The organism is Pseudomonas sp. Pseusp88 (genome assembly GCF_047303955.1).
Taxonomy (GTDB): domain Bacteria; phylum Pseudomonadota; class Gammaproteobacteria; order Pseudomonadales; family Pseudomonadaceae; genus Aquipseudomonas.
Map to the genome: position 1 here is coordinate 235,545 of NZ_JBGLYM010000001.1, position 26,020 is coordinate 261,564.

The 26,020-nt window shown below is 59.9% G+C and carries 26 protein-coding genes and 1 other RNA gene; 12 read left to right on the forward strand and 15 right to left on the reverse strand.

Annotated features, from left to right (window positions below):
- Nucleotides 1-55 precede the first annotated feature (55 nt).
- Complete coding sequence (gene glpT, locus ACCD02_RS01130) at nucleotides 56-1,396, reverse strand: glycerol-3-phosphate transporter (protein WP_413298101.1); 1,341 nt, start codon at nucleotides 1,394-1,396, stop codon at nucleotides 56-58.
- Between the two features lie 186 nt (nucleotides 1,397-1,582).
- Nucleotides 1,583-2,560, reverse strand: a complete 978-nt coding sequence (locus ACCD02_RS01135; RefSeq protein WP_413298102.1) for an NADPH:quinone oxidoreductase family protein — start codon at nucleotides 2,558-2,560, stop codon at nucleotides 1,583-1,585.
- 134 nt (nucleotides 2,561-2,694) lie between these two features.
- Here ACCD02_RS01135 and ACCD02_RS01140 point away from each other — a divergent pair, with 134 nt between their 5' ends.
- The gene (locus ACCD02_RS01140; protein ID WP_413298103.1) at nucleotides 2,695-3,102 is read left to right on the forward strand and encodes a flagellar basal body-associated protein FliL; all 408 of its coding nucleotides are present in this window, start codon (nucleotides 2,695-2,697) and stop codon (nucleotides 3,100-3,102) included.
- Between the two features lie 6 nt (nucleotides 3,103-3,108).
- On the opposite strand, the gene ACCD02_RS01145 is transcribed toward ACCD02_RS01140, so the two are convergent.
- Nucleotides 3,109-3,561: an EVE domain-containing protein gene (locus ACCD02_RS01145; RefSeq protein WP_413298104.1), complete on the reverse strand. Its 453-nt coding sequence runs from the start codon at nucleotides 3,559-3,561 to the stop codon at nucleotides 3,109-3,111.
- 192 nt (nucleotides 3,562-3,753) lie between these two features.
- Here ACCD02_RS01145 and ACCD02_RS01150 point away from each other — a divergent pair, with 192 nt between their 5' ends.
- Entirely contained in the window at nucleotides 3,754-3,906 is a 153-nt protein-coding gene (locus ACCD02_RS01150) for a hypothetical protein (RefSeq protein ID WP_413298105.1), read from the forward strand.
- 25 nt (nucleotides 3,907-3,931) lie between these two features.
- Here ACCD02_RS01150 and ACCD02_RS01155 read toward each other — a convergent pair whose 3' ends face one another.
- From ACCD02_RS01155 to ACCD02_RS01170, 4 genes are all read right to left on the reverse strand, one after another.
- Nucleotides 3,932-4,534: a 5-formyltetrahydrofolate cyclo-ligase gene (locus ACCD02_RS01155; protein WP_413298106.1), complete on the reverse strand. Its 603-nt coding sequence runs from the start codon at nucleotides 4,532-4,534 to the stop codon at nucleotides 3,932-3,934.
- Nucleotides 4,535-4,633: 99 nt separating this feature from the next.
- Nucleotides 4,634-4,812: non-coding RNA, 6S RNA (gene ssrS / locus ACCD02_RS01160), on the reverse strand.
- A 30-nt stretch (nucleotides 4,813-4,842) separates the two neighbouring features.
- Nucleotides 4,843-5,172, reverse strand: coding sequence for a cell division protein ZapA (locus tag ACCD02_RS01165; protein WP_413298107.1), 330 nt, complete (start codon nucleotides 5,170-5,172; stop codon nucleotides 4,843-4,845).
- Complete coding sequence (locus tag ACCD02_RS01170; RefSeq protein WP_259101194.1) at nucleotides 5,169-5,378, reverse strand: TIGR02449 family protein; 210 nt, start codon at nucleotides 5,376-5,378, stop codon at nucleotides 5,169-5,171. Before ACCD02_RS01170 ends, ACCD02_RS01165 begins: the two co-directional genes overlap by 4 nt.
- A gap of 159 nt (nucleotides 5,379-5,537) precedes the next feature.
- On the opposite strand from ACCD02_RS01170, the gene ACCD02_RS01175 reads away from it, so the two are divergent.
- The 8 genes from ACCD02_RS01175 (at nucleotide 5,538) to gcvH (ending at nucleotide 14,654) form a co-directional block, all read left to right on the forward strand.
- Entirely contained in the window at nucleotides 5,538-6,092 is a 555-nt protein-coding gene (locus tag ACCD02_RS01175) for a YecA family protein (RefSeq protein ID WP_413298108.1), read from the forward strand.
- A gap of 80 nt (nucleotides 6,093-6,172) precedes the next feature.
- Nucleotides 6,173-7,507, forward strand: coding sequence for a Xaa-Pro aminopeptidase (gene pepP, locus ACCD02_RS01180; RefSeq protein ID WP_413298109.1), 1,335 nt, complete (start codon nucleotides 6,173-6,175; stop codon nucleotides 7,505-7,507).
- The gene (gene ubiH, locus ACCD02_RS01185; protein WP_413298110.1) at nucleotides 7,504-8,691 is read left to right on the forward strand and encodes a 2-octaprenyl-6-methoxyphenyl hydroxylase; all 1,188 of its coding nucleotides are present in this window, start codon (nucleotides 7,504-7,506) and stop codon (nucleotides 8,689-8,691) included. The genes pepP and ubiH overlap by 4 nt, the downstream gene beginning before the upstream one ends.
- 46 nt (nucleotides 8,692-8,737) lie before the next feature.
- A complete protein-coding gene (locus ACCD02_RS01190; RefSeq protein ID WP_413298111.1) occupies nucleotides 8,738-9,958 on the forward strand; it encodes a 2-octaprenyl-3-methyl-6-methoxy-1,4-benzoquinol hydroxylase in 1,221 nt (406 codons plus the stop codon).
- Between the two features lie 246 nt (nucleotides 9,959-10,204).
- On the forward strand, nucleotides 10,205-11,203 hold the full coding sequence (locus ACCD02_RS01195) for an extracellular solute-binding protein (protein WP_413298112.1): 999 nt from the start codon (nucleotides 10,205-10,207) through the stop codon (nucleotides 11,201-11,203).
- Between the two features lie 158 nt (nucleotides 11,204-11,361).
- On the forward strand, nucleotides 11,362-12,978 hold the full coding sequence (locus ACCD02_RS01200) for an ABC transporter permease (RefSeq protein WP_413298113.1): 1,617 nt from the start codon (nucleotides 11,362-11,364) through the stop codon (nucleotides 12,976-12,978).
- A 163-nt stretch (nucleotides 12,979-13,141) separates the two neighbouring features.
- Nucleotides 13,142-14,224, forward strand: a complete 1,083-nt coding sequence (gene gcvT / locus ACCD02_RS01205) for a glycine cleavage system aminomethyltransferase GcvT (RefSeq protein WP_413298114.1) — start codon at nucleotides 13,142-13,144, stop codon at nucleotides 14,222-14,224.
- Between the two features lie 46 nt (nucleotides 14,225-14,270).
- On the forward strand, nucleotides 14,271-14,654 hold the full coding sequence (gene gcvH, locus ACCD02_RS01210; RefSeq protein WP_413298115.1) for a glycine cleavage system protein GcvH: 384 nt from the start codon (nucleotides 14,271-14,273) through the stop codon (nucleotides 14,652-14,654).
- A 134-nt stretch (nucleotides 14,655-14,788) separates the two neighbouring features.
- Here the strand turns inward: gcvH and ACCD02_RS01215 are convergent, their stop codons facing one another.
- The 7 genes from ACCD02_RS01215 to glnA all read right to left on the reverse strand — a co-directional run bounded on the left by ACCD02_RS01215 (nucleotide 14,789) and on the right by glnA (nucleotide 21,553).
- Nucleotides 14,789-15,109, reverse strand: a complete 321-nt coding sequence (locus ACCD02_RS01215) for a DUF2388 domain-containing protein (RefSeq protein WP_413298117.1) — start codon at nucleotides 15,107-15,109, stop codon at nucleotides 14,789-14,791.
- 145 nt (nucleotides 15,110-15,254) lie between these two features.
- A complete protein-coding gene (gene ntrC, locus ACCD02_RS01220) occupies nucleotides 15,255-16,691 on the reverse strand; it encodes a nitrogen regulation protein NR(I) (protein WP_413298118.1) in 1,437 nt (478 codons plus the stop codon).
- On the reverse strand, nucleotides 16,688-17,773 hold the full coding sequence (gene glnL, locus ACCD02_RS01225) for a nitrogen regulation protein NR(II) (protein WP_413298119.1): 1,086 nt from the start codon (nucleotides 17,771-17,773) through the stop codon (nucleotides 16,688-16,690). The genes ntrC and glnL overlap by 4 nt, the downstream gene beginning before the upstream one ends.
- 353 nt (nucleotides 17,774-18,126) lie before the next feature.
- Nucleotides 18,127-18,738, reverse strand: a complete 612-nt coding sequence (locus ACCD02_RS01230; protein WP_413298120.1) for a DUF4124 domain-containing protein — start codon at nucleotides 18,736-18,738, stop codon at nucleotides 18,127-18,129.
- Nucleotides 18,722-19,243, reverse strand: a complete 522-nt coding sequence (locus ACCD02_RS01235; protein WP_413298121.1) for a DUF4124 domain-containing protein — start codon at nucleotides 19,241-19,243, stop codon at nucleotides 18,722-18,724. The genes ACCD02_RS01230 and ACCD02_RS01235 overlap by 17 nt, the downstream gene beginning before the upstream one ends.
- Nucleotides 19,244-19,448: 205 nt before the next feature.
- Complete coding sequence (locus ACCD02_RS01240; RefSeq protein WP_413298122.1) at nucleotides 19,449-20,003, reverse strand: chorismate mutase; 555 nt, start codon at nucleotides 20,001-20,003, stop codon at nucleotides 19,449-19,451.
- Nucleotides 20,004-20,146: 143 nt separating this feature from the next.
- Nucleotides 20,147-21,553: a type I glutamate--ammonia ligase gene (glnA, locus tag ACCD02_RS01245; protein ID WP_413298123.1), complete on the reverse strand. Its 1,407-nt coding sequence runs from the start codon at nucleotides 21,551-21,553 to the stop codon at nucleotides 20,147-20,149.
- A gap of 331 nt (nucleotides 21,554-21,884) precedes the next feature.
- Between glnA and thiI the strand changes: the two genes are divergently transcribed.
- Nucleotides 21,885-23,339, forward strand: coding sequence for a tRNA uracil 4-sulfurtransferase ThiI (thiI, locus tag ACCD02_RS01250; protein ID WP_413298124.1), 1,455 nt, complete (start codon nucleotides 21,885-21,887; stop codon nucleotides 23,337-23,339).
- 143 nt (nucleotides 23,340-23,482) lie between these two features.
- Nucleotides 23,483-25,303 (forward strand): translational GTPase TypA, encoded by a 1,821-nt coding sequence (gene typA / locus ACCD02_RS01255; RefSeq protein ID WP_413298125.1) that lies wholly within the window; start codon nucleotides 23,483-23,485, stop codon nucleotides 25,301-25,303.
- Between the two features lie 223 nt (nucleotides 25,304-25,526).
- Here the strand turns inward: typA and ACCD02_RS01260 are convergent, their stop codons facing one another.
- Nucleotides 25,527-25,982, reverse strand: a complete 456-nt coding sequence (locus ACCD02_RS01260) for a YkgJ family cysteine cluster protein (protein WP_413298126.1) — start codon at nucleotides 25,980-25,982, stop codon at nucleotides 25,527-25,529.
- Nucleotides 25,983-26,020 lie beyond the last annotated feature (38 nt).

Below are 26,020 nucleotides of genomic sequence, written 5' to 3' on the forward strand. Positions count from 1 at the left end.
CGGTCTTCCCGGCTAAAGCCGGTCCCACAAAGGCCAGCCATACTTCAGCCATGTGTTACTTGCGACTCACACTCGCGACCTGCTTATGCCAAAGCGTGGGCAGCAGGAAGACAATCGACAGTACACAGGCAATCAGCAGCAGGACAAAACCACCGTCCCAGCCGAAGTGATCCACCGTGTAGCCCATCGCGGCACTGGCCGCGACCGAACCGCCCAGATAACCGAACAGACCGGTAAACCCGGCAGCCGTACCTGCCGCTTTCTTCGGCGCCAGCTCCAGTGCCTGCAAGCCGATCAGCATGACCGGGCCGTAGATCAGGAAGCCGATGGAGATCAGCGCGATCATGTCGATGGTCGGGTTGCCCGGCGGATTGAGCCAGTACACCAGGGTGGCAATGGTCACCATGACCATGAATACCACGCCGGTCAGCCCGCGATTGCCCCGGAACAGCTTGTCGGACATCCAGCCGCACAGCAGCGTGCCGGGAATACCCGCCCACTCGTAGAAGAAGTAGGCCCAGGAAGTCTTGTCGACCGTGAAGTGCTTGGCTTCTTTCAGGTAGGTCGGCGCCCAATCCAGCACGCCATAACGCAGCAGGTAAACGAAAACGTTGGCCATGGCGATGTACCAGAGCATTTTGTTGCGCAGCACGTATTTGACGAAGATTTCCTTGGCGCTGAACTCCTCTTCGTGGCTCTCGTCGTAGCCTTCTGGATAGTCATTCTTGTAGTGCTCGATGGGCGGCAAGCCTACCGATTGCGGAGTGTCACGCATGGTCGCGAAGGCGAACAGCGCAACCAGCAGCGCCACGGCGGCGGGGACATAGAATGCCGCGTGCCAATCATTGGTCCAGCCCATGCCCAGCAGGAACAGCGGACCAATCAGACCACCCCCGACGTTGTGCGCCACGTTCCACACCGACACCACGCCGCCGCGCTCTTTCTGCGACCACCAGTGCACCATGGTCCGCCCGCTCGGTGGCCAGCCCATACCTTGGGCCCAGCCGTTGATAAACAGCAGGATAAACATGATCGCGACACTGGAAGTGGCCCAAGGCACGAAGCCGAACACGAACATCACCGCCGCCGACACCAACAGTCCGAACGCCAGGAAATAGCGCGGATTGGACCGGTCAGAAACAATGCCCATGAGGAATTTCGACAAGCCATAGGCAATCGCAATGGCCGACATGGCCACACCCAACTGTCCTCGGGTGTAACCCTCGTCGATCAGGTACGGCATGGCCAGGGAGAAGTTCTTGCGCAGCAGGTAGTACCCGGCATAACCGAAGAAAATGCCTGCGAAAATCTGCCAGCGAAGGCGGCGGTAAGTGCTATCGATCTTTTCTTCGGGCAAGGGCGCCCGGTGAGGAGCAGGACGAAAAAAAGCAAACATCGAGAATCTCCATTTTTTGTTTTTTTCAGCGCGAAAGTGAATGTTACATTTTCGTTACAGAAAAAAGGAGTGTTTCTCGTCTAGTAATTCGTAGGAAATGTCTGAATTGGCATGTTCACTTATGAACATTGTTAGCAAGTGTAACGAGACAGTCTGCCCCGCTTGAAAACGGGGCAACCGTAAGACTCAACGAACCGCAACCACCACTTTGCCAACCGCCTTGCGGCTGACCAACGAATCAATCGCTTCGCCTGCCTTTTCCAGCGGATAGACCTGCGACACCAGAGGTTTCAATTTGCCCTCGGCATACCAGGCAAACAGCTGCTGAAAGTTTGCCGCATTGTCCTGGGGCTGACGCTGGGCAAAGGAGCCCCAGAATACGCCCAGCACCGCCGCGCCCTTGAGCAAAGCCAGGTTGACCGGCAACTCAGGGATGCGCCCGCTGGCAAAGCCCACCACCAGCAGCCGCCCATTCCAGGCGATGGAACGGATGGCCTGGTCGAAGAGGTCGCCGCCGACCGGGTCGTAGATGACGTCGACGCCATTGCCCTGGGTCAGGCGCTTGAGCTCTTCCTTGAGGTTGCTTTCGCTGTAGTTGATCAACTCGTCGGCACCGGCATTCTTCGCCACTTCCAGCTTTTCTGCGGAGCTGGCGGCGGCGATGACCCGAGCACCCATGGCCTTGCCAATCTCCACGGCGGCCAGGCCGACGCCACCGGAAGCGCCAAGGACCAGCAGGGTTTCACCGGGTTGCAGCTGTGCGCGCTGCTTGAGGGCGTGCATGGAGGTGCCATAGGTCATGCTGAAGGCGGCGGCGGTGGTGAAGTCCATCGTCGCGGGCATCGGCAGGACGTTGTAGCCCGGCACCGCGATCTGCTCGGCGAAGCTGCCCCAGCCGGTCAGAGCCATGACCCGGTCACCGACCTTCAGATGGCTGATCTTTTCGCCCACCGCAGCCACGACGCCCGCCGCCTCACCACCCGGCGAGAACGGGAAGGGGGGCTTGAACTGGTATTTACCTTCGATGATCAGAGTGTCGGGAAAGTTGACCCCGGCGGCATGAACGTTCAACAGGATCTCGTTCTTCTTGGCTTCAGGACTGGCCACTTCTTCGAGCACCAGATTTTCGGCAGGGCCGAAAGCTTTGCACAGCACGGCTTTCATCGGGGCTATTCCTTTCGCGGTGATGGCCGATAAGTGTAGGTGGCGGGTTTTTTCGGTCAATCAGCATGCCCGGCCATGATGGCTTTCTATAAGCTGACGTATGCTAGCCAACAAATAGTATTGAGGAGTGGACTGTGAAAGCGTGGATTCTGATGATGATGGTGGCCTTCTCACTGCCTGCTCTGGCTAACGAAGAAGCCAAGGAGGAAGGCGCGCCCAAGGCTATCTATGTGTCCCTGACCCCTCCGTTCGTGGGCAACTATGCGCTGGATGGCGGCCCCAAGCTGCGCGTGTACAAGGCCGACATCGCCCTGCGCGTGACCGGGGCTGACGCGCAAACTGCGGTAAAGCGCAATGACCCGCTGATCCGCAACCAGTTGGTCGCGCTGTTCTCGCAGCAGACCGTCGACAGCATGAGCAGCGCCGACGCCAAGGAAAAACTGCGTCAGGAAGCCCTTAAACAGGTGCAACAGGTGATGACTGACGAAGAGGGCAAGCCTATCGTCGAAGACCTGCTGTTCAACAACCTGATCGTTCAGTAAGCGCGTTCAGCGCAGCGCCAGGATCGCCGCCCATTGCTCGGCGGTGACCGGCATCACTGACAAACGGCTGCCCTTTTGCACAAGGGGCAGTTGCTCCAGCGCGCTTTGCAGCTTCAGATAGCCCAGAGCCATGACTTTCGGGAACGCTTCGACGAATTCCACCTCGACGGCACTCCACGGGTTCTTTTCGGCGCTGGCCTTGGCATCGAAGTAGTGACTTTGCGGGTCCAGCGCCGTCGGGTCCGGATAAGCCGCCGTGCTGATGCGGGCGACTCCGGCGATACCCGGCTCCGGGCAGCTGGAGTGATAAAAGAAAAACTCATCCCCCACCGCCATCGCGCGCAGGAAATTGCGCGCCTGATAGTTGCGCACCCCGTCCCAGCGGGCCTTGCCCAGGCCTTGCAGGTCACTGATCGACAACTCATCGGGTTCGGATTTCATCAGCCAATAAGCCATCATCGAGACTCCTCAAGCAGGGGAATGGGCAGGTTGTTGGACAGTTTGATGATAAACCGACAGTCGGCTGACGCCAGTATTTGCGAACTGCGTCATGTTGTCGGAGAATGCCGCCATTTTAAGCTTCACGCTGTTGCGCGGCCTATATAAAAACCGATGCTGACATCGTATTGATTTGCCGAAGGGGGGCAATCAATGAAACGCAAGCCGGATTTACTGTGGATTCTGGTCATTTTGTTCGGCTTGGGCATCGTGACGACGGGCTATGCCCAAAGCCTGTGGGCCAACAAGTCAGATGCGACCCCTATGGAAATCACCCAGCAGCAGAAAAAACCCGGTAAACACTAACGCCGCATCGCTCGCTCCTGCCGGCTTACACCAGATACCAGCGCTTATCCGACACTGTCCCTGCCAGCGGCACATCCCAGCTGGCCTGGGCCAGTCGCTGGACTTTCTGGCATTCATGGGCCAACCCCAGCAGCGTCGGTTTTTTCCAGGTCTTGCGCCGCGCCCGGTACGCCAGGCTGCGGTCATAGAAGCCGCCGCCCATCCCCAGTCGCCCGCCCTCGTCATCGAAGCCCACCAGGGGCATCAGGACCAGATCCAGCGCCCAGATCTTGCGTTGCCGACCCGTATTGATCCGCGGCTCAGGGATGTGAAAGCGATTGGGGCGGAATTTCTCCCCCGGCCTTACCCGCTGGAAAACCATCTTGGTTCGCGGCCAGGCATTGAGCACCGGCAGGTAGGTGGCCTTGCCCCGACGCTGGGCAGCGCGCAGTAGCAGGCGCGGGTCAATTTCACCGTCCATCGGCAAGTACAGCGAGACATGCCGGGCACGACGAAATAGCGGGTGCTGGGCTAGTTGGCGATACAGCCCGCGAGCAGCCTGGCGTTGTTGACTGGGGCTCAGTGAGCGGCGCGCCTTGCGCAACTGGCGACGCAATTGCTGGCGCGAGAGCGGAGCGGCATCGGTCATGCGGGCTGATCCATCGATGGTCGAACCGGGAACAAAGCCATCAGGACAATGACTTCATGCTGCCCATCGCCCGCTACGCAGGCAATGAACATAAATGTGAGACTCCCCGACGAACCGCTGTCGGTGTAGCCCTTGAACCCGAAAGTTCAAGGTGGAGATTGCAGGAGGTCTTAAGGCTTTCCGTCAAGCGGACATGCACACCGACCCCAACGTGCAACCCCCGTGGTTGTGCGTATCGGCTCAGGGACATGACCGACTGGCAAGCACTCCAGGGAGCGGCGCCAGTATACCGAAACATCTCGCAAGAATCAGCTTTGGGGTGTTCCCGGCTTGGATTCAGCGTCGGTGGCCAGGGCCAGATCGATGCGTTCGACCAGGTCGCGCACCTGCTCACGGGTCGAGCCACTGACCTGTACGTCAGGCAGGCTCTGCTTGTGCAGCAGATCGTGAGTGATGTTCAACGCGGCCATGACAGCGATGCGGTCGGCGCCGATAACTTTGCCGCTGCTGCGGATTTCGCGCATCTTGCCGTCCAGGTAACGGGCGGCGGTGACCAGATTGGTACGTTCTTCCTGCGGACAAATGATCGAATATTCTTTGTCGAGGATCTGAACGGTGACGCTGTTGCCATTACTCATGAGTCTTGCTCCAGGGCCTTGAGGCGCGAAATCATGGACTCGACCTTCTGCCGGGCGATTTCGTTCTTTTCAATGAGGTGAGCGCGTTCCTCGCGCCAGGATTTTTCCTGAGCTAATAAGAGTCCGTTTTGGCTTTTTAGTTGCTCGACACGATTGATCAACAACTCCAGTCGGGTCATCAGCGCTTGCAGGTCGGTGTCTTCCATTGTTTTCCACTGAATACTTTCTGATGAGTGGTGCACGAGCTGGCTTTGCGCCAATACCATTGACCGCCGCTTTGGTGATCTTGTTGCGCGGATAGTCCAGTAACCCTACGATACAAGACCTTCATTCTAGACATTGCGCCCTTTGGCGACTAGCTGCCCATGCCCACTCAGAATTCCCCGTATAACGCCTTCGCCACCCTGCTTAATAACAGCGGTCATCCTGTGTCCCCCGCCGAGCTGCATGGCCTGTTGCTCGGCCGCAGTTGCGCCGGTGCCGGTTTCGATAACGAGGGTTGGTTCGCCGACGCTTCGGTACTGCTGGAAACCGAGCCGGAAGACACCGTGCGCCAGGCCCTGATCGGCCTGCAAGAGATGGTAAAAGGTGAGCTGACCAGCGACGACATGACCGTGGTGCTGTTGCTGCCCGGCGATGATGATCCGCTCACCGAGCGAGCCATCGCCCTGGGCCAATGGTGCCAAGGCTTTCTCTCCGGTTTCGGCATGAGCGCCGGTGGCCGCACCCTGAGCCTGGAAGCGACCGAAGTGCTTCAGGACCTGGCCGCCATTGCCCAGGTACAGGACGCTCTGGAAGAGTCCGAAGACGGCGAAAGCGACTACATGGAAGTCATGGAATACCTGCGTGTCGCGCCGTTGCTGCTGTTCACCGAATGCAACAAGCCTGCGCCTGCCGAGGCCAAGCCTTCGCTGCATTGATTGCCCATCCCCGCGAGTCCGGTCGGCGCCTGCGCGTGCAGCTCTGACCGGCTCGTTCGACAGAGGAACACCACCTGCCCATGATCCATATCCCCAAGTCGGAATACGCCCGTCGACGCAAGGCCCTGATGGCGCAGATGGAACCCAACAGCATTGCCATCCTGCCCGCCGCCGCCGTCGCCATTCGCAACCGCGACGTCGAGCATGTCTACCGCCAGGACAGCGACTTCCAGTACCTCAGCGGCTTCCCCGAGCCGGAAGCCGTGGTGGTACTGATTCCCGGCCGTGAATATGGCGAGTACGTGCTGTTCTGCCGCGAACGAAATGCCGAGCGCGAATTGTGGGACGGCCTGCGTGCCGGGCAGGAAGGGGCGATTCGCGACTATGGCGCGGACGATGCCTTCCCGATCACCGATATCGACGACATCCTGCCGGGCCTGATCGAAGGCCGTGACCGGGTGTACTCGGCCATGGGCAGCCATCCTGAGTTCGATCGCCATCTGATGGACTGGATCAACGTGATTCGATCCAAGGCACATCTGGGCGCGCAGCCGCCGAACGAATTCGTTGCCCTGGATCACCTGCTGCACGATATGCGCCTGTATAAATCGGCGGCAGAAGTGAAGGTCATGCGCGAAGCCGCCGAGATTTCCGCACGCGCCCACGTTCGAGCGATGCAGGCCAGCCGCGCCGGGTTGCACGAATTCAGCCTGGAAGCCGAACTGGACTACGAATTCCGCAAGGGCGGGGCGAAGATGCCGGCCTACGGCTCTATCGTCGCCTCGGGCCGCAATAGCTGCATCCTGCATTACCAGGAAAACGACGCACCGCTCAAGGATGGTGATCTGGTGCTGATCGACGCCGGTTGCGAGATCGACTGCTACGCCAGTGATATCACCCGGACCTTTCCGGTCAATGGCAGATTTTCGCCGGAACAGAAGGCGATTTATGAGCTGGTGCTGGCGTCCCAGGAAGCAGCCTTTGCCGCCATTGGTCCGGGCAAGCACTGGAATCAGGCACATGAAGCGACCGTGCGGGTGATTACCAGCGGGCTGGTGGAACTGGGGCTGTTGCAGGGCGAGGTTGATACTCTGATCGCCACCGAAGCATACAAGGCGTTCTACATGCATCGCGCCGGGCACTGGCTGGGCATGGACGTGCATGACGTCGGTGAATACAAGGTCGGCGGTGAGTGGCGCGTGCTGGAGGTCGGCATGGCCCTGACCGTGGAACCGGGAATCTACATTTCGCCCGATAATCAGAACGTGGCGAAGAAATGGAGAGGAATTGGCGTGCGAATCGAGGATGACGTCGTAGTGACCCGACAAGGCTGTGAAATTCTTTCCGGCGGCGTGCCCAAGACCGTCGCCGACATCGAGGCCCTGATGGCCGCTGCCCGTAGTCAAGCAGCATGAGCCGTTTCAATCTGGCAATTATCGGTGGCGGCCTGGTCGGCGCCAGCCTGGCCCTGGCCCTGCAGGCGGGTGCTAAAGAGCGCGGCTGGAAGATCGTCATGATCGAGCCATTCGCCCCCGGCGACAGTTATCAGCCAAGCTACGACGCACGTTCTTCGGCGTTGTCCTTCGGTGCCCGGCAGATCTACGAGCGCCTGGGCCTGTGGCAGCAGATTGCCCGACGCGCCGAGCCGATCCTGCATATTCAAGTGTCCGATCGTGGCCGTTTCGGCGCGACCCGCCTGTCCGCCCTGGAAGAGGGCGTGCCGGCACTGGGCTATGTGGTGGAAAACGCCTGGCTCGGCCAATGCCTGTGGCAGGGCCTGGACAAGGACGTAGTCACCTGGCGCGTGCCGGCCGAGGTCAAGCGCATGCAGCCTGAAGCCGATGGCTACCGTCTGACCCTGGATGATGACAGCGAAATCCAGTGCGACCTGGCCGTACTGGCTGACGGCGGCCGCTCCAGCCTGCGCGAGCAACTGGGCATCGGCGTGCGTCAGCGGCCGTACAACCAGAGTGCGCTGATCGCCAATATCACCCCCAGCGAGGCGCATCTGGGCCAGGCATTCGAGCGTTTCACCGACGAAGGCCCGATGGCGCTGCTGCCATTGCCGGAAAACCGCTGCGCCCTGGTCTGGACCCGCACCGGCAAAGACACCCAGCGCCTGGTCGAACTGGATGACCGCGCATTTCTCAACGAATTGCAGAACACCTTTGGCTACCGCCTCGGCACCCTGCGTCAAGTTGGCGTGCGCCACGTCTATCCGCTGAACCTGATCGAAGCAGACGAGCAGGTGCGCTCGCATCTGGTGGTGCTCGGCAACGCCGCCCACAGCCTGCATCCGATTGCCGGGCAGGGCTTCAACCTGTCCCTGCGCGATACCCAGGCGTTGGCCGACGCCTTGCTGACCAGCGACAAGCAGCCCGGGGACCTGGCAACCCTGCTGGCCTACCGCGAACGCCAACGCCTTGATCAGCAGCTGACCGTGGGGTTTTCCGACAAGGTAACCCGCCTGTTCGGCAGCACCCAGCCGTTGGTAACTACCGGACGCAATCTCGGCTTGCTCGGTCTCGACCTGCTGCCACCGGCCAAGCGCTGGTTCGCCCGTCAGGCCATGGGCCTGGGGACACGTCCAGATGCATGACTTTTTCCAAACCCGGCAGCCGCCGCAAGCAAGAGCGATTTAACACATGGAAACCCGCGCAGATGTGCTGATTGTCGGGGCCGGAATGGTCGGCAGTGCCCTTGCCCTGGCGTTACGTGGCAGTGGCCTGGATATTCTCGTGCTCGACGGCGGCCCCCTGAGCGTCAAGCCGTTCGACCCAAAGGCGGCGTTCGAGCCGCGGGTCAGCGCCTTGTCAGCGGCCAGCCAGCGCATTCTGCAACGCCTGAACGTCTGGGACGGCATTGCTGCCCGCCGCATCAGCCCGTATGGCGAGATGCAGGTCTGGGACGGCAGCGGCACCGGGCAGATCCATTTTTCCGCGTCCAGCGTGCATGCCGAAGTGCTTGGCCATATCGTCGAGAACAAGGTGGTGCAGGACGCCCTGCTTGAACAGCTGCACGACAGTGATATCGGCCTGCTGGCCAACGCTCGTCTCGAGCAGATGCGCCGCTCCGGCGACGACTGGCTGCTGACTCTGGCCGATGGCCGCCGTCTGCGCGCGCCCCTGGTGATCGCAGCCGACGGCGCCAACTCGGCGGTACGGCGCCTGACCGGCACGGCGACCCGTGAATGGGATTATCTGCACCACGCCATTGTCACCAGCGTGCGCACCGTCGACGGCCATCACAAGACTGCCTGGCAGCGCTTCACCGACGACGGGCCGCTGGCCTTCCTACCGTTGCAGCGCGAGGGCGAAAACTGGTGCTCCATCGTCTGGTCGGTGACCCCGAGTGAAGCCGAACGCCTGATGGCGCTTGATGACGAAATGTTCTGCCGCGAGCTGGAGCGCGCTTTCGAAGGCCGCCTCGGCTCGGTATTGGCCGCCGATCCGCGCCTGTGCGTGCCGCTGCGTCAGCGCCACGCCAAGCGCTACGTCGCCGAGGGCCTGGCGCTGATCGGCGACGCCGCCCACGTCATTCACCCGCTGGCCGGGCAGGGCGTCAACCTCGGTTTCCTCGACGCAGCGGTCCTGGCCGAAGTGCTGCTGCACGCCAGCGAACGCGAAGAGCGCCTGGCCGACGTGCGCGTACTCAGCCGCTTCGAACGTCGGCGCATGCCGCACAATCTCGCGCTGATGGCGGCCATGGAAGGTTTCGAGCGCCTGTTCCAGACCGACCGCCTGCCCCTGCGCTGGCTGCGCAACGCAGGCCTGAAAGTGGTCGATCAACTGCCCGAAGCCAAGGCCCTGTTCGTCCGCCAGGCCCTGGGCCTGACCGGGGATTTGCCGGAGTTGGCGAGGTTGTAACATCTGAAAATCCTGGAATGGAAACATTGTGGGAGCAGATTCATCCGCGACGGCGGCAGCACTGACAATACGAAAATGTCGAATGCACCGGCCTATTCGCGGATAAATCCGCTCCCACAAAGGTTCAGGATCAATTCCTCGCCTCCTGCCTGCAACATCCAGTAACTCCTCCATCCTCTGTTAGATTGTGATGACAAATGGGATTCACTACCATTTCGCCTCATTTTGCGCATACGAGACATTCCCATGAAGGCAAGCAAGGCTCTTCTCGCCGCCCTGACACTGACCGTGCTGGGCAGCGCCCAGGCCGCCGATGAAGTGGTGGTGTATTCATCGCGGATCGACGAGCTGATCAAACCGGTATTCGACGCTTACACCGCCAAGACCGGGGTCAAGGTCAAGTTCATCACCGACAAGGAAGCGCCGCTGATGCAGCGCATCAAGGCGGAGGGCCAGAACGCCACCGCCGACCTGCTGCTGACTGTCGATGCCGGCAACCTCTGGCAAGCTGAGCAGATGGGTATTCTGCAGCCCTTCACCACGCCGCTGATCGATGCCAATATTCCCGCTCAGTACCGCTCGTCCACCCATGCCTGGACCGGCCTGAGCCTGCGCGCCCGGACCATTGCCTACTCCACCGACCGGGTCAAACCGGAAGAACTGTCCACCTACGAAGCCCTGGCCGACAAGAACTGGGAAGGCCGCCTGTGCCTGCGGACGGCGAAGAAGGTCTACAACCAGTCCCTGACCGCCACGCTGATCGAGACCCATGGCGCCGAAGCTTCGGAGAAGATCCTCAAGGGTTGGGTCAACAACCTGTCCACCGACGTATTCTCCGATGACATCGCCGTGCTCGAAGCGATCAACGCCGGCCAATGCGACGTCGGCATCGTCAACACCTACTATTACGGCCGCCTGCACAAGCAGAACCCCAAGCTGGCGGTGAAACTGTTCTGGCCGAATCAGAACGACCGTGGCGTGCACGTCAACCTGTCGGGCATCGGCCTGACCAAATACGCACCGCACCCGGAAGCCGCCAAGGCTTTGGTCGAATGGATGACCGGCACCGAAGCGCAAACCATCTTCTCCGGCATCAATCAGGAGTTCCCGGCCAACCCGGCGGTAGCGCCATCCGAAGAGGTGGCGAGCTGGGGCAGCTTCAAGCCTGATGCCTTGCCGGTAGAGGTCGCTGGCAAGCGCCAGGCCGAGGCCATTCGCATGATGGATCGGGTTGGCTGGAACTAGGTCATGTGCCGGGCAGCAAAAACCGATCCGTAGGAGCCGGCTTGCTGGCGATGGCGTTGGATCAGTCGATGAAGCTTTCGCCTGTCAAACCGCTTTCGCCAGCAAGTCGGCTCCTACGAGATCTCATTCCAAATCATAGGTTTGTGGAATCCTTCCCCTTGGCCCATCCCGCCCAACGCCGCTGGTACCCCCTGGTCTACGCCATCGCCGCGTTGGTCCTGCTGCCATTGAGTGTCCTGCTGTTGTCCTGGCAGACCATCGATCAGCAGATCTGGTCGCACCTCTGGGAAACCCAGATGACTCGCCTGCTGGGCAATACCGCCACCCTGTTGCTGGGTGTCGGCGTCGGTGTGACCCTGCTTGGGGTGAGCCTGGCGTGGCTGACCAGTCTCTGTGAGTTTCCCGGTCGCCGCTGGCTGGATTGGGCATTGATGCTGCCGTTTGCGATTCCGGCCTATGTATTGGCGTTTGTCTTCGTCGGCCTGCTGGATTTCTCCGGCCCGGTGCAAAGCCTGCTGCGCGAATGGTTCGGCAACGGTATGCGCCTGCCACGGGTACGCTCTACCGGCGGGGTGATTTTTGTTCTGGTGCTGGTGTTTTACCCCTACGTCTACCTGTTGGCGCGCACTGCCTTCCTTGCCCAGGGCAAGGGCCTGATGGAAGCGGCGCGGATACTCGGGCAATCGCCCTTGCAGGCCTTCTGGCGGGTCGCCCTGCCGATTGCACGACCTGCCATCGGGGCAGGTGTAGCCCTGGCCCTGATGGAGACCCTGGCGGACTTTGGCGCCGTCTCGGTGTTCAACTTCGACACCTTCACTACGGCCATCTACAAGACCTGGTATGGCTTCTTCAGCCTGTCCAGCGCGGCACAGCTTGCCAGCCTGCTGTTGCTGGCGGTGATGCTGGTGCTGTACGGCGAGCATCGCGCGAGGGGCGCCAATCGCGCAGCCAACGAGCGACCGCGAAGTCACGCGTTGTATCACCTGCGCGGCATCAAGGCGTTGGCCGCAAGCACCTGGTGCGGGCTGGTATTCGCCTGTGCGTTCGTGGTGCCGGTGCTGCAACTGGTGGTGTGGGTCTGGCAGCGCGGGCGCTTCGATCTGGACGAGCGCTATCTCGACCTGATCCTGCACACCCTGTATCTGGGCGGTACGGCAGCGCTGCTCACTGTTTGCGTCGCTCTGATCCTGGCGTTCGCCCGCCGTCTGGCACCGACCCGGGGCATACGCGCCGGTGTGAGTCTGGCCAATCTGGGCTACGCCCTGCCGGGCTCGGTGCTGGCTGTGTCGATCATGCTGGCATTCAGTTATCTGGACCGCGAATGGGTCATCCCGCTTTCCAACTGGCTCGGTGGCGCGGGCAAGCCTTTGCTGCTGGGCAGCCTTGCGGCACTGTTGCTGGCCTATCTGGTGCGCTTCATTGCGGTCGCTTACGGGCCGCTGGAAAACAGTCTGTCGCGTATCCGCCCTTCGCTGCCTGAAGCCGCCCGCAGCCTGGGTGTCAGTGGGCCACGATTGTTTTTCAAGGTGTATCTGCCGTTATTGGTGCCCGGAGCCCTGAGTGCCGCCTTGCTGGTCTTCGTCGATGTACTCAAAGAAATGCCCGCGACCCTACTGATGCGGCCTTTCGGCTGGGACACCCTGGCCGTGAAGATTTTTGAGATGACCAGCGAAGGCGAGTGGGCACGGGCCGCTCTGCCTGCACTGACGCTGGTACTGGTCGGCCTGCTGCCGGTCATTGGTTTGATCCGACGTTCGGCGCGACAGATCGCTTAGGTGCGGGTCTCTCGCCTTGCGGCTACAATGCGCCGCAATCGGTGTGGTCTGTCAGACAATTCTACGTGCCAATCACGGTTTCGCCCCCTGTCCTTGGGGGTCGATACCTGCCTGAGCCATAGCAAGCAGCCCACACCTTCGCCACGCCCGGAAGGAGAAACCCATGGGACAGCGTACGCCCCTCTTTGACCTGCACCTCGCTCTAGGCGCGAAGATGGTCGATTTTGGTGGTTGGGACATGCCGCTGCATTACGGCTCGCAAGTCGAGGAGCACCATCAGGTGCGACGCGATTGCGGCGTGTTCGACGTCTCGCACATGCATGTGATCGATGTCACCGGCAGTCAGGCCAGGGCCTGGTTGCAACACCTGCTGGCCAACGATGTCGGCCGCCTGAGGAATATTGGCCAGGCCCTGTACAGCGCCATGCTCAACGCCGAAGGCGGGGTGATCGATGACATGATCGTCTACCTCACCGATAACGGTTATCGCCTGGTGGTCAACGCCGCTACCGGCGCCAAGGACCTGGCCTGGATGGAGCGCCAGCTCAAAGGCTTCGATGTGCAACTGATCGAGCGTCCGGACCTGGCAATGCTGGCCATTCAAGGCCCTCACGCCCGGCGCAAGATCGCCGAACTGGTCTCGGCCCAACGTGCCGAACTGATCCATCGCCTCAAGCCTTTCGAAGGTCACGAGGAGGGCGACTGGTTCATCGCTCGCACCGGCTATACAGGCGAAGACGGCCTGGAAATCATCCTGCCCGCCGCACAGGCGCCCGGCTTCTTCAATGACCTGGTAGGAGCGGGTATTTCCCCTATCGGCCTGGGCGCCCGCGACACACTGCGCCTGGAAGCCGGCATGAACCTTTACGGCCAGGACATTGATGAGCAGGTTTCGCCACTGGTCGCGAACATGGCCTGGACCATCGCCTGGGAACCGGCCGATCGCGACTTCATTGGCCGAGCCGCCTTGGCCGCCGAACACGCGGCGGGCGTTTCATCGCGTCTGGTCGGCCTGGTCCTGGAGGAGCGCGGCGTACTGCGCGCCCATCAGGTGGTGCGCATCGCAGAAATTGGCGAAGGAGAGATCACCAGTGGTAGTTTCTCTCCTACGCTAAGCAAATCGATTGCTCTGGCTCGGGTCCCCATGGCGACAGCCGACCGCGCCGAAGTAGAGATTCGCGGCAAGTGGTATCCAGTGCGAGTGGTACAACCTACCTTCGTACGGCATGGCAAAACCCTGATTTAACAATATTTTTTGCGGACTTCCGCTGACCCGATCCGAGGACGAATAAATGAGCAATATTCCCGCCGAACTGCGTTTTGCCGACAGCCACGAATGGGCCAGGCAAGAGGGCGATGTGATCGTCGTCGGTATTTCCGACCATGCCCAGGAAGCACTGGGTGACGTGGTATTCGTCGAGCTGCCGGAAATCGGCAAGGTTTTCGCCGCTGGCGACACGGCGGGCGTGGTTGAGTCAGTCAAGGCCGCTTCGGACATCTACTCCCCGGTTGGCGGTGAAGTGGTCGAAGTCAATGAGTCCCTGGGTGACAGCCCTGAGTCGCTGAACAGTGATGCTTACGGCTCATGGATCTTCAAGGTCAAGCCAAGCGACGCCACAGGCGATCTGGCCAAGCTGCTGGATGCTGCTGGTTACAAGGCAGCTATCGGCGAGTAAACCTGCACCACCCGGCACAAAAACTGTGGGAGCGAACTCATTCGCGAATGAGGCGTTTGATTGATAGAGATCTATCGATCAACGCGGCCTCTTCGCGGATGAATCCGCTCCCACAGTGTCATTCAGCGCAAAATTTATTGGTTTTGCGCGACCAGATTCTTCGCCAGGATGGCGTTGGCCAGACCCATGTCAGTGGCCTTCAGGCCAGGGTTGTCGCGACGCACCTGCTCGATGGCCGCCTCCAGAAACGGCCCGCGAATGCCGCCGTCGCTCGCGACGAAGCTGCCAGCGTCGTCCTGAGCGGCGACGATCAGCTTGTGGTCCTTGAAGGTCAGGTAGGTAGAACCGGTGGTAGCACCGGAAGAAATGACATCGCGCCAGAAGCCATCAGCCATCGCTGAACCGACCGGCAGGGAAAGCAACGCTAACGTGGCGACCGCGAACTTGAGACGCATGGTGAAGCACTCCTGCATTGATTGTGAGCGTTGGATAGCTGCGACAGGTTGGTAGTTCCATACCCGCTTTCCAATGTGGGACCGTCTTTAGCCGGGAAGGCGCCTTCCCGGCTAAAGACAGTCCCACAGTCGCTCAAGCAGTTGCTCAGGCTTCGTCACCCTCGTCATCGTCGCCGCCATCGATCTTCATGCCCAACTCCTTGATCTTGCGAGTCAAGGTATTACGGCCCCAGCCCAACAACACGGCAGCGTCGCGACGGCGACCGGCGGTATGTTTGAGGGCGGTTTCGATCATGATGCGTTCAAAGGTCGGCACGGCGCTGTCGAGCAGACTGGACTGACCACGGGCCAGAGCCTGATCGGCCCATTGGCGCAGGGCCTGCTCCCAGTTGGTCACTGGCGCGGCATCCTGCGGCAGGCTCAGCAGCTCGGGCGGCAGGTCGCTGATATGCACTTCACGACCGGAGGCCATTACGGTGATCCAGCGGCAAGTGTTCTCCAGCTGGCGAACGTTACCCGGCCATGGCAGGTGCTTGAGGTATTCCTCGGTCTCGGCCTTGAGCAGCTTCGGCTCCACGGCCAGTTCCTGAGCGGCGCGGCTGAGGAAGTGTTTGGCCAGGGTCGGGATGTCTTCACGACGGTCGGACATGCGTGGAATGTGGATGCGGATCACGTTCAGGCGGTGGAACAAGTCCTCACGGAACTTGCCGGCCTGTACCAGGGTTTCCAGATTCTGGTGGGTCGCGGCGATGATGCGCACGTCGACCTTGACCGGTGTGTGCCCACCAACCCTGTAGAACTCGCCGTCAGCCAGTACGCGCAGCAGGCGAGTCTGAGTGTCGGCGGGCATGTCACCGATTTCATCGAGAAACAGGGTGCCGCCATCAGCTTGTTCGAAACGGCCGCGACGCAGGTTGGCCGCACCGGTAAAGGCGCCTTTTTCGTGGCCAAACAGCTCGGATTCCATCAGGTCCTTGGGAATCGCCGCCATGTTCAAGGCAATGAACGGCGCCGCAGCACGCGGGCTGTGACGATGCAGAGCGTGGGCGACCAGTTCTTTACCGGTGCCCGACTCGCCATTGATCAGCACCGTGATGTTGGAGTGGCTCAAACGCCCGATGGCGCGAAACACTTCCTGCATCGCCGGCGCTTCACCGATGATTTCCGGGGTACGGGTCAGGGTTGGCGCAACGTCCATGCCCTGTTGTTCCTGAGCGTGCTGATTGGCGCGCTTGACCAGGGAAACCGCCTCGTCGACGTCGAACGGCTTGGGCAGGTATTCGAAAGCCCCGCCCTGATAGGACGCCACGGCGCTATCGAGGTCGGAATGGGCAGTCATGATGATCACCGGCAGGCGCGGATGCTGCTCGCGAATTCGCGCCAGCAGGTCCAGACCACTGGCACCGGGCATGCGGATATCGGAAATGATCACGTCCGGCTGCTGACGCGCCAGGCGGCTCATGACGCCATCGGCACTGTCAAAGCTTTGCGTGGTCATGCCTTCCTGCTGCAAGGCCTTTTCCAGTACCCAGCGAATCGAGCGATCGTCATCTACGATCCAGACAGTTTCACTACGGCTCATGTCGAAGCTGCTCCTTGTTCCAGCGGCAGGAAGATCGAGAAAGTGGTATGGCCAGGATGGCTGTCACATTCGATCAGGCCCTGATGCTGACTGATTATGTTCTGGGTAATGGCAAGACCGAGCCCTGTGCCGTCCGGGCGCCCACTGACCATCGGGTAAAAAATGGTTTCCTGAAGTTCGGCCGGAATACCGGGGCCGTTGTCGATGATTTCAATCTTGCTCACCAGGCGATGGCGCACATGCCCGATGGTGAACTGGCGCATCGCCCGGGTGCGCAGGCTGATCCGACCCAGACGCAACTCGTTCTGGCCGCTGATGGCCTGCATGGCATTACGCACAATGTTGAGTACGGCCTGGATCATTTGTTCGCGATCGATCAAGACATCCGGAATACTTGGATCATAGTCGCGCACCAGAGTGATGCAGCCCTGGCTTTCGGCTTCAACCAGACTGCATACGCGCTCGAGCACCTCGTGCACGTTGGTCATGGCCAGGGACGGCAGCTTGTTCGAGCCGAGCATGCGATCCACCAGGTTACGCAGGCGGTCGGCTTCTTCGATGATGACGTTGGTGTAGTCCTTGAGGCTTTCTTCCGGCAGCTCCCGGGCCAGCAACTGCGCGGCTCCGCGAATCCCGCCCAGAGGGTTCTTGATCTCGTGGGCCAGGCCGCGCACCAGCATCTTGGTGGTTTCCTGCTTGGACAGCTGGGCCTCTTCCTTGGTGATACGCAACAGCCGGTCGCGAGGGTGCACCTCAAGCAACAGCATGGTCTGACCCTGACTGAGAATCGGCGTAACGGCGTAGTCGACGGTGATGGTCTGGCCAGTGAGGGCCGTGAGCATCGCTTCGCGCTTGGTGAACGGGTGCGCTTGCTCGACCGCCTGACGCAGCGAACTCAGGGCCTCGGCGGACTCAGTGAACAGTTCGCTGATAAATTGCCCGTGGCTACGCTGACCGCTGATCGCCAACAGCATCTCAGCCGCCGGATTCATGTACTCAAGGCGCAGATCGGCATTGAGCAGAATGGTGGCAGTGGTCAGGTTGTCGAGTAACAGTCGGTGCAGCGTGTCGCTGATAGTCATGAATATCGTTGACCTCTTTTGGCACATTGCAATTTCAGGCAGCCCCGGAGTGCTGATGCTGGTTGGCCTTCGCCAGCTTTGGCACGCAGTTGTTACAGTACCGACGGGGCGTTAATACACTGAAGTTGCAAAAACCAAACCAAGGCTCCGAAAAGAAGCGCTAAAGCCGGAAAATCGGGCATTTTTTGGACAGCGTGCAACATTACGCAGCTAGCACTGGTTCTTTTCGAACCAAAATGGGCTGCACTCGTTCAGGAACGGGAAAATAATGCACCATTTATGCGCACACGAAGAGCCGAGGCACTCCCGCCTTCGCAGGACCTCCCGGGCGACAGTGCATGCTGCTCACCGCTTTATTCTGCGGGCTTGAGCACCAGCGGGCATTCGGGGCGCACACCGTAGTCGCCCTCCTTGCAGGGATGGGCCTGGCGTTTTTGCGCCAGACTAGTGCGTTGCATATGGAACGCCTGGTTGGGTGTTCGCTCGACGACCCGCCCCAGCTCGTCGACTATTTCCACTGACAGCCGGTGGGTACCGCGATCGATGTTATTCAACGGAAACACCGGACTGCGTCCGCTATCACTCACGGGTTGGCCATCGAGCAGCAAGCGATAGACATGGCCATCCTGCAGGGCTGGCTCACTGGTCACGCTGACAATCAGATTGCCTTCCATGCTGCGGATCGTCGCATCCGGCTCAGGCACCAGAATACGCAGCAACTGGTAGTGAAACATGGCCTTGGGCTTGGCCGCCTTTGTCGGTGCGGACGGCTTTTGCGCGGGCGCAGTTCCCGTCAGATTATTGGTTGGCGGGATCTCTACGCGCTTGGCGCCTTTCTTCGGCTGGTCGGTAAACACCCGGTTGCCGTTGGCGTCGATGTAGGTAAAAACATCGGCCGTCGCGGGCAACATCCAGGACAACAGCAGGCAGAGCAACAGGGCGCGCACTTCAAGGTTTGCCGACATGGACTCGCTGCACGCTGAGGGTGACCGTCGGGCTCTGCTGGACCACCCGCTTGCTGTCGAGTACCTGCACCGCAAGACTGTGCTCACCACGGTCGATATTGATCACCTGCAGGCGCGGCACGTTGGTCGGCTGGCCATAAGGCTTGCCGTCCACCAGCAGCTGGAACATGAAGCCGGGGTCCAGCCTGGGTCGAATCTTCACACCCACGGTGAAGTTGCCGTTATTGGCGCGCAGGGCTTCATCGTCGGGCAGGTCGGTCAGCTCGAGGACGCTGTATTGCTGCCCCTGAGCAGCCGCCGGAGTCGTCGGCGCAGCGGGCGCCACAGGTGCGGGCTTGACCGTGTTGATGCTCGGCAGCGGCGGCAGGTCGACTTCCTGAGCCTTGGTGCCAGCAGGCGGCTGGTTGCTGTACGCGGTATTGCCTTCGGCATCGGTGTATTTGTAGATCTGCGCAGCCGCAGGCAGGGCGACCAGTAACAACAGCCAGACAAGACTTCGACGCATGGGGTCTCCGGAAAACGGTAGTACGGGCTGCTAGCTTCGAGGCGCCAGCATAGAACACATCAGTGGCAGACATACTGTGCCATCACACAAACAACACAAGATCGTTGTGGGACCGGCTTTAGCCGGGAAGAGAATATGAAAGGCGACACAAATGTATCGATCCTGCCGGCGCCTTCCCGACTAAAGCCGTCCCCACAGAAACGCCTCAGCTACCCGCACACAACCCCAGGGTCGCCCGCACCAGCCCCTGATCATGAATCGCATCACTGGCATGCCGTTGCCGCGCGGCACTCAACCAGGCTTGGCACTGCGGGTCTTTGCGCATTGGCGCGAAGGCGCTGTAGGTCTGCAGCAGGCGGGTTTGCAGGATATCGAGCTGCGGGCGGATGTCCTCGGTCAGGCTGCGTCGTGGCAAGGCTGGAGCGGTACCCGCCGCATGCCACTGAGCGAGCAGGGCGTTCTGCACCAGCTTGTTGGCTTCGATCTGGGCGCGGAACAGCTGCTGCACATCATTACGATCCAGCTCGAACTCGGCGGCACGCGCTCCGGCGCCGTCAATGACCTGCTGCTCACGAGGCAAATCCTCCACCGGCTTGCCGCTGTCCCACTTGCTCAGGGCCACCGGGTCGGCAATGGTCAGGCGCTCGCCGATCACGCCGAGCAGGGAGTCCAGCTCAGCCGGGCTCTTTTGGGTGGCGCAGCCGGTCAAGGACAGGCAGGCGAGAGTGGAGAGGGAGACAGCCAGAAAAAGCGAACGCATGGTGGGTTTCATCCTGTGCCGGAATGCAGAACACAAGGGTGCCAAAGAAACCCGGAAAAAGCCTATACCTATTTACCGCACCCACAAAAAAGGCCTCCCGAAGGAGGCCTCTTGTTCAAGCCGCTTGCGCTGGCCCGACCGGATCAGCAGCTGTAGTACAGCTCGTATTCCAGTGGGTGTACGAAGGTACGTACCTTGATTTCTTCTTCGCTTTTCAGAGCGATGTAAGCGTCGATGAAGTCGTCGCTGAAAACGCCGCCTTTGGTCAGGAACGCACGACCTTTGTCCAGCTCTTCCAGGGCTTCTTTCAGGCTGCCGCAAACTTGCGGGATCTCTGCTGCTTCTTCTGGCGGCAGGTCGTACAGGTTTTTGTCAGCTGCATCGCCAGGGTGGATCTTGTTCTGGATGCCGTCCAGGCCAGCCATCAACAGAGCAGCGAAAGCCAGGTACGGGTTGGCTGCCGGATCCGGGAAACGTGCTTCGATACGACGGCCACGTGGGCTGGAGACGTAAGGAATACGGATCGAAGCGGAGCGGTTGCGGGCCGAGTAGGCCAGCATGACTGGAGCTTCGAAACCTGGAACCAGACGCTTGTAGGAGTTGGTCGCAGGGTTGGTGAAGCCGTTCAGCGCCTTACCGTGCTTGATGATGCCGCCGATGAAGTACAGAGCGGTGTCGGACAGGCCGGCATAGCCTTCGCCAGCGAAGGTGTTCTTGCCATCTTTGGCGATGGACATGTGAACGTGCATACCCGAACCGTTATCGCCGTACAGAGGCTTAGGCATGAAGGTAGCGGTACGGCCGTAGGCGTCAGCAACGTTGTGAACAACGTACTTGAGGGTCTGAACTTCGTCAGCTTTCTTAACCAGAGTGTTGAACTTCACGCCGATTTCGTTCTGACCAGCAGTCGCCACTTCGTGGTGGTGAACTTCTACGGTCTGGCCCATTTCTTCCAGAGCGTTGCACATTGCGGTGCGGATTTCGTGGTCGTGGTCGAACGGTGGAACCGGGAAGTAACCGCCTTTGATACCTGGACGGTGGCCCTTGTTACCGCCTTCGATGTCCGCGTCGGACATCCAGGAACCTTGTTCGGAGTAGATCTTGAACATGGAACCGGAGATGTCGGATTTGAATTTCACTTCGTCGAAGATGAAGAATTCTGGCTCAGGACCTGCGAATACGGTGTCACCGATACCGGTGGACTTCAGGTATTCCTCGGCGCGGTGAGCGATGGCGCGCGGGTCGCGATCGTAACCTTGCATGGTCGAAGGTTCGATGATGTCGCAAACCAGGATCAGGGTCGGCTCTTCGGTGAACGGGTCCAGAACGGCAGTGTCGTCGTCTGGCAGCAGGATCATGTCGGAAGCTTCGATGCCTTTCCAGCCGGAGATGGAGGAGCCGTCGAACATCTTGCCGACTTCGAAGAAGTCGTCTTCCAGCGCATCGCGAGCCGGCATGGTCACGTGGTGCTGAGTGCCTTTGGTGTCCGTGAAGCGCAGATCAATCCACTTAACGTCATGATCTTTGATGAGTTGAACCGACTTCGACATGCTGTCCTCCGGGGTGAATGAGGGCTGGGTAGTAGTGAGCCCTTTAATTTGGGTGATGCCGGGCGCGATAGTCGACCAAGGCAACCTGCCTCACAAGGGAGCAAATTGCATGCCAGTGCCCCGAGATGGGTTTTTTACCTGAAACGCTGGTGTTTTCACCCTTAAATCAGTTTTTTATGAAAATACACGCACCAAAATAGACCTAAATATTGCGCGACAGATCCATTTTGGTGCGTCGATGATTGGTCGCACGATAACTGGTTAAACCTTGAGCAATTTCCGCTATAATCCCGCCCCCTCTTTTTCGGCTGGCATCTCGCGCGCTGTTTCCATGAAACTAATCGTTAAAGTTTTCCCAGAAATCACTATCAAAAGCCCGCCGGTGCGCAAGAAGTTCATCCGCCAGCTGGCCAAGAACATCCGTACGGTCCTGCGTGAAGTAGACCCGGACGTGGTGGTGGGTGGCGTTTGGGACAACCTCGAAGTCGAGACCCAGCTCACCGAGCCGAAGAAGCTTGAGGAAATAAACGAGTGCCTGCGCTGCATGCCGGGCATCGCCAATTTCCTTCAGGTCGCCGAATACCCGCTGGGCGACATGGACGACGTCGTTGCCAAGTGCAAGCTGCACTACGGTGACCTGCTGCCGGGCAAGATGTTTTCCGTGCGCTGCAAGCGTGCGGGCAAGCATGCTTTCAGCTCGATGGATGTGGAAAAGTACGTCGGCAGCCAGTTGCGCCGTCAGTGCGGGGCCGCCGGAATCGAGTTGAGAAAGCCGCAAATCGAAGTGCGCATGGAAATTCGCGACCAACGGTTGTTCGTCGTCCACAGCCAGCACAACGGCCTGGGCGGCTACCCGCTCGGCGCGCTGGAACAGACCCTGGTCCTGATGTCCGGCGGTTTCGATTCCACGGTGGCGGCCTACCAGGTCATGCGCCGTGGGCTTATGGCGCATTTCTGCTTCTTCAACCTCGGTGGCCGCGCCCATGAACTGGGTGTGATGGAAGTGGCCCATTTCATCTGGAAAAAGTTCGGCAGCTCCCAGCGCGTGCTGTTTGTCAGCGTACCGTTCGAGGAAGTTCTTGGAGAAATTCTCGAAAAAGTCGACAACAGTCATATGGGCGTGGTTTTGAAGCGTATGATGTTGCGCGCAGCTTCGTCTGTTGCCGATCGCCTGGAAATCGACGTACTGGTGACCGGCGAAGCGATTTCCCAGGTGTCCAGCCAGACGCTGCCCAATCTGTCGCTGATCGACTCAGCGACCGACAAGCTGGTGCTGCGGCCTCTGGTCACCAGCCACAAGCAGGACATCATCGATCAGGCGATCGAGATCGGCACCGCCGACTTCGCCCGACACATGCCTGAGTATTGCGGGGTGATTTCGGTCAACCCCAAGACCAACGCCAAGCGCAACCGCGTTGAGTACGAAGAAAAACAATTCGACATGGCGATTCTCGAGCGTGCGCTCGAACGCGCCAGACTGGTCACGATCGATCGCGTCATCGACGATCTGAGCAAGGATGTCGAAATTGAAGAAGTCAGTCAGGCGCTGGCCGGCCAGGTGATTCTCGACATCCGTCATCCGGATGCCCAGGAAGACCAGCCGCTGCAACTGCCCGGCATTGAGATACAGACACTGCCGTTCTACGCACTGAACAGCCGTTTCAAGGAACTGGATGAGACTCGCCAGTACCTGTTGTATTGCGACAAAGGCGTCATGAGCCGCCTGCATGCTCACCATTTGCTCAGTGAGGGGCATGCCAATGTGCGCGTTTATCGACCGAGCTAAGTGCCCGGGGCTGTTTGCCTGTGGCTTGCGTCACCGGCCCCCCGACGCTTGTCGTCAAGCCGTAACGGCCTTGGCCGACTCTACCTGTTAATCGCTGCCCGCCTTGCTGACAGCTGACCGAATCCTCTGATCGAGATACACAAGTGATCGAAAATCTACGCAACATCGCCATCATTGCTCACGTTGACCATGGTAAAACCACCCTCGTCGACAAGCTGCTGCGCCAGTCCGGTACCCTTGAGCGCAACGAGCTCAACGACGAGCGCGTGATGGACTCCAACGACCAGGAAAAAGAGCGCGGTATTACCATTCTCGCGAAGAACACCGCGATCAACTGGAATGGCTACCACATCAACATCGTCGACACCCCGGGCCACGCCGACTTCGGTGGTGAAGTAGAGCGCGTGATGTCGATGGTCGACTCCGTTCTGCTGCTGGTCGACGCTCAAGACGGCCCTATGCCGCAAACCCGTTTCGTGACCAAGAAGGCTTTCGAAGCCGGCCTGCGTCCAATCGTGGTCATCAACAAGGTTGACCGTCCAGGCGCGCGTCCGGACTGGGTTCTGGACCAGATCTTCGACCTGTTCGACAACCTGGGTGCTACCGAAGAACAGTTGGACTTCCAAGTCGTCTACGCCTCGGCCATCAACGGCATCGCCGGCCTGGACCACACCGACATGGCCGAAGACATGACCCCGCTGTACCAGGCGGTCGTCGACCACGTACCTGCACCGAAAGTTGACCGTGATGGTCCTTTCCAGATGCAGATCTCGGCACTGGACTACAACAGCTTCCTGGGCGTCATCGGTGTTGGCCGTATCGCTCGCGGTCGCGTCAAGCCTAATACCCCGGTTGTGGCGATCAGCGCTGACGGCAAGCGTCGCAACGGTCGTATCCTCAAGCTGATGGGTCACCACGGTCTGCACCGCATCGACGTTGAAGAAGCAGCTGCCGGCGACATCGTCTGCATCAGCGGCTTCGAAGAGCTGTTCATCTCCGACACCCTGTGCGACCCACTGACCGTCGAAGCGATGAAGCCGCTGACCGTTGACGAGCCAACCGTTTCCATGACCTTCCAGGTCAACGACTCGCCATTCTGCGGTAAAGAAGGCAAGTTCGTGACGTCCCGTAACATCAAGGACCGTCTGGACAAAGAGCTGCTGTACAACGTTGCACTGCGCGTTGAAGAAGGCGACTCGGCCGACAAGTTCAAGGTTTCCGGCCGTGGTGAGCTGCACCTCTCGGTACTGATCGAAACCATGCGTCGCGAAGGCTTCGAACTGGCCCTGGGCCGTCCTGAAGTGATCATTCGTGAAGTCGACGGCGTCAAGCAAGAACCGTACGAAAACGTGACCATCGACATCCCTGAAGAAGCGCAGGGCAAGGTCATGGAAGAGATGGGTCTGCGTAAAGGCGACCTGAGCAACATGGTGCCGGATGGCAAGGGCCGTGTTCGTCTGGAATACAACATCCCTGCTCGTGGTCTGATCGGTTTCCGTAACCAGTTCCTGACCCTGACCAACGGTGCTGGCATCCTGACCTCGATCTTCGATCGCTACGACACCGTGAAGTCGGGCCACATGTCCGGCCGTCAGAACGGCGTACTGGTATCGGTTGAGACCGGCAAGGCACTGACCTACTCCCTGGAAACCCTGCAGGCGCGTGGCAAGCTGTTCGTTGAACACGGTCAGGAAATCTACAACGGCCAGATCGTTGGCCAGAACAGCCGTGACAACGACCTGGGCGTCAACCCTACCAAGGGCAAGAAGCTCGACAACATGCGTGCTTCGGGTAAAGACGAAACCATCGCTCTGGTTCCACCAGTGAAGTTCACTCTGGAACAGGCTCTGGAATACATCCAGGAAGACGAGCTGTGCGAAGTCACGCCTAAGTCGATCCGTCTGCGCAAGAAGATCCTCGACGAAAGCGAGCGTACCCGCGCCGCCAAGAAAGCCAAGGCTTGATAATTAGCCCCGGCGGAACAAAAACGCCCCCGGTCGCAAGACCGGGGGCGTTTTTTTATGTCTGGGATTCATGCCCAGACCATGATTTTGCAATGCGATATGAATGTAGGAGCTGCCGAAGGCTGCGAAAGCGGTTTATCTGATAGACCCATTCGCAGCCTTCGGCAGCTCCTACAAAACCGTGTTTACCGGGCGACAGCGCCGCGCCAGTGTCACAACGAGATCAGAACTTGATCGGCACCCGCCCCGAATTGGCATTCAGGGTGCCATGGTCCTGGCGTACCACTTCCTTGGGCTTGTAGGCGCAATAGCCGGGGCGCGGGCCGATCCTGGGGTGGTTGCGGCAGGTGTCCGGACGCTTGTCGTAGATGGTGCACAGGCGGCTCTTGCGGTCCAGGTACAAGCAATCGTTGTTGCTCATGCGCTGCAAGGTGAAGATCCCCGTCTTCTGATTGAAGCGCTCGACGACGCCTTCCTTTTGCAGGCGCTTGGCGATGTTCTTCGGGTTATCGCCCTGTTCGAACTCGTCGACGATACCGATCCTGATCAGGTCCTTGATCTTCGCTTCCACGGGCAAGGTGCAGCAGCTGGAAACGCAGCCTCCGCACATGTAGCTGGAGTATTTCTGCCAGGTCTCAAGACGGTCGAGCTCTGCGGCGGCGATCAGGGTGGGTTTCATCAGGTCCGGTTCCGGGTGTATCAGGGCGCGCGATCATA

Bases quoted from the DNA above. Each gene is read 5' to 3' on its own strand.
- glpT (WP_413298101.1), bottom strand. From the start codon at position 1,396: ATGTTTGCTTTTTTTCGTCCTGCTCCTCACCGGGCGCCCTTGCCCGAA.
- ACCD02_RS01135 (WP_413298102.1), bottom strand. From the start codon at position 2,560: ATGAAAGCCGTGCTGTGCAAAGCTTTCGGCCCTGCCGAAAATCTGGTG.
- ACCD02_RS01145 (WP_413298104.1), bottom strand. From the start codon at position 3,561: ATGATGGCTTATTGGCTGATGAAATCCGAACCCGATGAGTTGTCGATC.
- ACCD02_RS01150 (WP_413298105.1), top strand. From the start codon at position 3,754: ATGAAACGCAAGCCGGATTTACTGTGGATTCTGGTCATTTTGTTCGGC.
- ACCD02_RS01155 (WP_413298106.1), bottom strand. From the start codon at position 4,534: ATGACCGATGCCGCTCCGCTCTCGCGCCAGCAATTGCGTCGCCAGTTG.
- ACCD02_RS01165 (WP_413298107.1), bottom strand. From the start codon at position 5,172: ATGAGTAATGGCAACAGCGTCACCGTTCAGATCCTCGACAAAGAATAT.
- ACCD02_RS01170 (WP_259101194.1), bottom strand. From the start codon at position 5,378: ATGGAAGACACCGACCTGCAAGCGCTGATGACCCGACTGGAGTTGTTG.
- ACCD02_RS01175 (WP_413298108.1), top strand. From the start codon at position 5,538: ATGCCCACTCAGAATTCCCCGTATAACGCCTTCGCCACCCTGCTTAAT.
- pepP (WP_413298109.1), top strand. From the start codon at position 6,173: ATGATCCATATCCCCAAGTCGGAATACGCCCGTCGACGCAAGGCCCTG.
- ubiH (WP_413298110.1), top strand. From the start codon at position 7,504: ATGAGCCGTTTCAATCTGGCAATTATCGGTGGCGGCCTGGTCGGCGCC.
- ACCD02_RS01190 (WP_413298111.1), top strand. From the start codon at position 8,738: ATGGAAACCCGCGCAGATGTGCTGATTGTCGGGGCCGGAATGGTCGGC.
- ACCD02_RS01195 (WP_413298112.1), top strand. From the start codon at position 10,205: ATGAAGGCAAGCAAGGCTCTTCTCGCCGCCCTGACACTGACCGTGCTG.
- gcvT (WP_413298114.1), top strand. From the start codon at position 13,142: ATGGGACAGCGTACGCCCCTCTTTGACCTGCACCTCGCTCTAGGCGCG.
- gcvH (WP_413298115.1), top strand. From the start codon at position 14,271: ATGAGCAATATTCCCGCCGAACTGCGTTTTGCCGACAGCCACGAATGG.
- ACCD02_RS01215 (WP_413298117.1), bottom strand. From the start codon at position 15,109: ATGCGTCTCAAGTTCGCGGTCGCCACGTTAGCGTTGCTTTCCCTGCCG.
- ntrC (WP_413298118.1), bottom strand. From the start codon at position 16,691: ATGAGCCGTAGTGAAACTGTCTGGATCGTAGATGACGATCGCTCGATT.
- glnL (WP_413298119.1), bottom strand. From the start codon at position 17,773: ATGACTATCAGCGACACGCTGCACCGACTGTTACTCGACAACCTGACC.
- ACCD02_RS01230 (WP_413298120.1), bottom strand. From the start codon at position 18,738: ATGTCGGCAAACCTTGAAGTGCGCGCCCTGTTGCTCTGCCTGCTGTTG.
- ACCD02_RS01235 (WP_413298121.1), bottom strand. From the start codon at position 19,243: ATGCGTCGAAGTCTTGTCTGGCTGTTGTTACTGGTCGCCCTGCCTGCG.
- ACCD02_RS01240 (WP_413298122.1), bottom strand. From the start codon at position 20,003: ATGCGTTCGCTTTTTCTGGCTGTCTCCCTCTCCACTCTCGCCTGCCTG.
- glnA (WP_413298123.1), bottom strand. From the start codon at position 21,553: ATGTCGAAGTCGGTTCAACTCATCAAAGATCATGACGTTAAGTGGATT.
- thiI (WP_413298124.1), top strand. From the start codon at position 21,885: ATGAAACTAATCGTTAAAGTTTTCCCAGAAATCACTATCAAAAGCCCG.
- ACCD02_RS01260 (WP_413298126.1), bottom strand. From the start codon at position 25,982: ATGAAACCCACCCTGATCGCCGCCGCAGAGCTCGACCGTCTTGAGACC.